Origin of the sequence: Streptomyces sp. YS-3 (assembly GCF_045257485.1) — a bacterium.
GTDB lineage: Bacteria > Actinomycetota > Actinomycetes > Streptomycetales > Streptomycetaceae > Streptomyces.
Map to the genome: position 1 here is coordinate 1 of NZ_JBJHPC010000599.1, position 4,228 is coordinate 4,228.

General features: G+C 73.5%; 5 protein-coding genes. All 5 read right to left on the reverse strand.

Going from position 1 to position 4,228, the window contains the following annotated elements; translation table 11 throughout:
* A partial coding sequence (locus ACJA3G_RS31505; protein ID WP_406556458.1) for a gamma-glutamylcyclotransferase occupies nt 1-158 on the reverse strand: 158 nt, incomplete at its 3' end.
* Nucleotides 155-478 (reverse strand): divalent-cation tolerance protein CutA, encoded by a 324-nt coding sequence (gene cutA, locus ACJA3G_RS31510; protein ID WP_406556454.1) that lies wholly within the window; start codon nt 476-478, stop codon nt 155-157. The genes ACJA3G_RS31505 and cutA, both read right to left, overlap by 4 nt.
* Nucleotides 479-827: 349 nt before the next feature.
* Nucleotides 828-1,898: a hypothetical protein gene (locus ACJA3G_RS31515; RefSeq protein WP_406556455.1), complete on the reverse strand. Its 1,071-nt coding sequence runs from the start codon at nt 1,896-1,898 to the stop codon at nt 828-830.
* The gene (locus ACJA3G_RS31520) at nt 1,895-3,163 is read right to left on the reverse strand and encodes an MFS transporter (protein ID WP_406556456.1); all 1,269 of its coding nucleotides are present in this window, start codon (nt 3,161-3,163) and stop codon (nt 1,895-1,897) included. Before ACJA3G_RS31520 ends, ACJA3G_RS31515 begins: the two co-directional genes overlap by 4 nt.
* Before the next feature lie 147 nt (nt 3,164-3,310).
* On the reverse strand, nt 3,311-4,198 hold the full coding sequence (locus ACJA3G_RS31525) for an alkaline phosphatase family protein (protein WP_406556457.1): 888 nt from the start codon (nt 4,196-4,198) through the stop codon (nt 3,311-3,313).
* Nucleotides 4,199-4,228: the final 30 nt, after the last annotated feature.

Below are 4,228 nucleotides of genomic sequence, written 5' to 3' on the forward strand. Positions count from 1 at the left end.
GCTCCCGGCAGCCGCGCGGGCGCCTCGCGCGCGGTGCGGCCGGTCAGCAGCAGCCGGTAGTAGCGCTCGCCGGGGCGCAGGGTGCCGTAGACGAAGAACGGCAGACCTGGTTCGGGCCCGGGGGCGGGGGCGGGGGCGTCCGGTGCGTCGGCCGTCACGCCGTCTCCGCCGCGAGCCAGGCCAGGTAGTCGGCGCTGCCGCGCACCACGGGGGTCGCGATGATCTCCGGCGTTTCGTAGGGGTGGGCGGCGAGCAGATGGCGCTCCAGGTCCGGGTACCGGGCGGCGGCCGTCTTGAACTCGACCCGCCACTCCTCGGCGGTCTCGACGGCGCCCCGCCAGCGGTAGACGGAGGTCACCGGGCCGGTGATCTGCGCACAGGCGGCGAGACGGGCCTCGACCGCGCCCCGGGCCAGCGCGTCCGCGGTGGGGCGGCTGTCGGTCGTGGTCAGGATGGTCAGGCACTCGGCGGGTGTCACGGTGGCTCTCCCTCGGTGGGGGCCGTGCGTACGCACGGTTGCCACCAGTGTCCCCGGCACCGGCCCCGGCCGACCGGACCCCCTTAACCGACTTGCCCGACTGCGGACCGTGGGTGGCCGGTCGCGCAGTTCCCCGCGCCCCTGGGGACCACCGTCCAAATTGCGACGCCCACCCGGCTGCGGACCGTGGATGGCTGAGCGCGCAGTTCCCCGCGCCCCTGACAACCCCTAATGAAAGATCTTCGACGTGGTTGGACGCAGAGCGGAACCGGGGCGTAAGCCTCGTCGAGAGCTCCCTCGCCCGTACGGCGGTGCACGACCTGTAGCCGTCGGCGGACGACCGCGGGCGTCAGGGCGTGGTGAGCGTCGCCGGGGACTCCGCGTCCGGGATCAGGACATGCGGGCGGCCCGTTCCGTCGGCCGGGGTCTGCCACACGTCGGAGTGGTCCCTGCCGCGGCGCAGCCCGTAGGCGACCGTGCGGGAGTCGAGCCACACCGCCTGGTCGTCGACGCTGCGCTCCTCGGCGAGTGCGGTGACGTGTCCGGTGGCGAGGTCCAGTACCGACAGGCGCCAGCCGTGGCGGGGGTCGCCGTCGCGGGCGGACTTGAAGGCGACGCGGGTGCCGTCGGGGGACAGGGACGGGCACTCCACACCGTCGCGCACGGTGGTCAGCCGGTGGGTGCCGAGGTCCCCGTGCACCAGATAGCGGTGGCCCGCCGTGGACATGGTGGCGTAGAAGTGGCGGTCGTCGGAGGCGAAGGTGACGCCCCAGAAGTTGAGGTCCTTGGCGTGGTAGGGCCGGTCCGCGACCGTGACCGACCAGTCCTCCAGGGTGGGGACGAGCGTGTCGGTGCGGGTGTCGAGGATGCCGACCCGGGTGGAGAAGCGCCCGCCGTTGTAGGAGTCGCCGGTGACGAACACCGTCCAGGACACCAGATGCCCGCTCGGTGACACACGGGCCCGGTTGGGCACACCCACCAGCGGGATCTGGCTGCGCACCCGGAGCCCGGAGTCGAGGACCGTGAGCTGATAGGTGGTCAGGTCGCCGTCCAGGCGCAGACACAGACCCGTCCCGGCCGCCGCGTGGAAGCGCGCGCACGTCAGGCGCGCGACTGCCCTGGACGCGCTCGCCCGGGAGACGCCCGCCCTGGACGCGCCCGCCGACACCGAGATCAGCCGTCCGTGGCTGTCGGACGCGGTGCTCAGGGCCGCGACACCCGGCCCCTCCTGAACGGACGGCGGCCCCGACAGCAGCGACACCGCGCGCTGCCCGGCCACCTCGGCGGGGGTGTCCGGCCGGGCCGCCACGATGGCCGCACCGGCCAGTACCGCCAGTGCCGTGAAACCGACCGCGGCGCTGGCGACCCGTCGGCGGGGCGAGCGCGAGAGAGCGGCGAGCCAGGTGGTCCGGGCGGTCATGAGGCGGTCTCCTTCGTACGGTGGCCCCGCAGGGCCGTGATCGAGACGCCCGCAGCCGCCGCCACCGCGACCACGGCGCACCGGGACGCAGCCGCCGGGCCCCAGGCGGCCCAGGCGAGGCCGAAGGCGACGGACGAGGCGAAGTAGGCGAGGGCCTGGGCGGTCTGGACGCAGGCGAGGCCGGTCGTGCGCAGCGCCTCGGGGAAGGCCGGGGCCGCGAGCGCCATCAGGACGCCGTCCGTGGCCGCGTAGAACGCCCCGTACAGGCAGAGGCAGGCCACTGTCACCGCGGTGCCGGAGAGGGGGCTGCCGAGCAGCAGATACACCGCGCCGAGCGCCAGATAGCCCCAGCGCAGCATCACCGCGCGCCCGTAGCGGTCGGCGAGCGCGCCGAGCGGCGGGGCGAGCAGGAGGTAGACCAGGCTGGTGCCCACCGCGAGCCAGGGGAACCAGCCGGTGGAGAAGCCCTGGCGGCGCAGCAGTACCAGATAGACGAAGCCGTCCCCGACCGTGCTCAGGCCCAGCGCGGTGGCCGCGTACAGCAGCCGTCGGGTGGCGCGGCCACGCAGCAGCCCGAGCGCGGCCCGAGGTGAGGGGGCAGCGGCGGTCGGCGGTCGGGGCCCCACCCGGTCGCGGGTGAAGACCGCGAGCACCAGCAGGGCCGCCGCCGCGACGCAGAAGCTGGTGAAGAAGAGCGCGGAGAAGGCCCGCGAGGTCGTCGTGCCCGCCGCCGACAGCACGGCGAGTGCGACCAGCGGCCCGGCGAACGCCCCCGCGCTGTCCATCGCGCGGTGCACCCCGAAGGCCCGGCCGAGCAGCCGCTCCGGCACCGAGAGGGTGATCAGGGCGTCGCGGGGCGCGGTGCGCAGGCCCTTGCCCGCGCGGTCGGCGACGAGGACCGCGCCGAGCGCCGGGACGCTCCCGGCCGCGATCAGGCCCAGCTTGGCGAGCGCCGACAGGCCGTAGCCCGCCGCCGCGACGGCCTTGCGGGTACGGAACCGGTCCGCCACATAGCCGCCGACCAGGCGCAACAACGCGGTCGCCCCGGTGTAGAGGCCGTCCATCACGCCGTACGCCGCCGGGCCGAGGTGCAGGGTGAGGACGAAGTAGAGCGGCAGCACGGCCGTGACCATCTCCGAGGAGATGTCGGTGAGCAGGCTCACCGTGCCGAGCGCCAGGACGTTGGTGCCGACGGCCGTGAGCGTGCCGCGGCGGCCTGGGCCCGCGCCGCCGCGCGAGGGCCGGTCGATGGTGGAGAGATACACGGCGGGGCCGCCTCCTCGCGGGGTGTGCCGATACCGGGACGGACGGATACCGGGGTGGACGGGACGGGAGCCGGTGTCCCGGGGCTGCGGTGGCCCGGGACACCGGCCGGAGGGCCGCGGATCAGTCGCGGCCCTCGCCTCCCCCCGTCAGGAGGTGGTCCAGGCGTCCGTCACCGGGGACTTGTCGGCGGCGCTGCCGAGCGCCGGCAGCCCGTGGATGTCCTCCAGGGTGCGCAGCAGGCCGTAGTGGTTGAGCTGCGTGGTGGACCTGTAGCCGGCTTTGACGTGGGCGCCCACGAACGCGGTGTAGATCTGGTTGACGGAGGTGGAGTGGTCCTCGTCGAAGGTGACGACGAGGAGGCTGTTGTGGGTCTTGGCCCACTGGGCGTAGCCGTCCAGCCTGCTCTTCAGCCAGGAGTCGCCGGTGCCGATGGAGCAGTCGTGCATGTCGTTGCACATGTCCGGCGTCACGAACGCCACGCTGGGCAGCTTGGTGTAGTCGCTGGGGAAGCTGGAGAACGGCACGTTGTACGAGGCGCCGTTCACGGTGGGGAAGTCCACCCAGGGGGCGTGCTTGCGGCGGTACTTGCCGCTGCTGCACCCGGTGTATCCGGCGCTGGGCAGGGCCTCGGAGTAGCCCTTGAAGGTCTTGCCCGCGCTCAGGAGCTGCTGCCCCAGGTTGCCGGTGCGGAAGTTCTTGGGGCAGTCGTCGTTGCTGACGCCCTGCTGGGAGCCCGAGAAGAGGCCGATGTAGTTGGGCTGACTGGGGTGGGTGAGGGCGAACGACTTGGTGAAGAGGGTCCCCTGGGAGGCGAGGTTGGTGAAGTACGGGGCGCTGGAGCTGGTGAGGGAGCTGTAGTTCTTGTTCTCGAACAGCACGACCACCACGTGGTCGAAGGCCGGGAGCGCTGCGGCCTTCGCCACCGGCTGGGCGGCGGTCGCGGCCGGTGGGGACCCGTGCGGCGCGGAGACGCTCAGCGCCAGGAGCGCGAGGGCGGGTATGCCGATCAGGCTCGAAGCGCGCGGGAAACGCATCACTTGGACTCCTCGGGGTTGGTGTGGGGG

Excerpts from the sequence above, each read along its gene's own strand:
- ACJA3G_RS31525 (WP_406556457.1), bottom strand. The coding sequence starts at position 4,198 with ATGCGTTTCCCGCGCGCTTCGAGCCTGATCGGCATACCCGCCCTCGCG.
- ACJA3G_RS31515 (WP_406556455.1), bottom strand. The coding sequence starts at position 1,898 with ATGACCGCCCGGACCACCTGGCTCGCCGCTCTCTCGCGCTCGCCCCGC.